A 265-nucleotide genomic window follows, 5' to 3' on the forward strand; every position below is an offset into this window, starting at 1 on the left:
CAGGGCAATTTCCTAGGCATTACTCACCCGTCCGCCGCTCGACGCCGTTATCGTTCCCCGAAGGTTCAGATAACTCGTTTCCGCTCGACTTGCATGTGTTAGGCCTGCCGCCAGCGTTCAATCTGAGCCATGATCAAACTCTTCAATTTAAGATTTTGTTCGGCTCAATGAATACTGAACATTACATAAGTAATGTTTGAATTGACTGTGCTGAATCTTTCGATTCAATGGTCACTTCGTATCATTGAAACCTAATTTGATACCA

General features: G+C 44.2%; 1 rRNA gene. It reads right to left on the reverse strand.

Annotated elements, in window-relative coordinates:
* Positions 1–149, reverse strand: a 16S ribosomal RNA gene (locus tag VCHENC03_RS0125305); the annotation flags it as partial.
* Positions 150–265: the final 116 nt, after the last annotated feature.

Source organism: Vibrio sp. HENC-03 (genome assembly GCF_000305755.2).
In the GTDB taxonomy this organism is placed as follows: domain Bacteria; phylum Pseudomonadota; class Gammaproteobacteria; order Enterobacterales; family Vibrionaceae; genus Vibrio; species Vibrio owensii.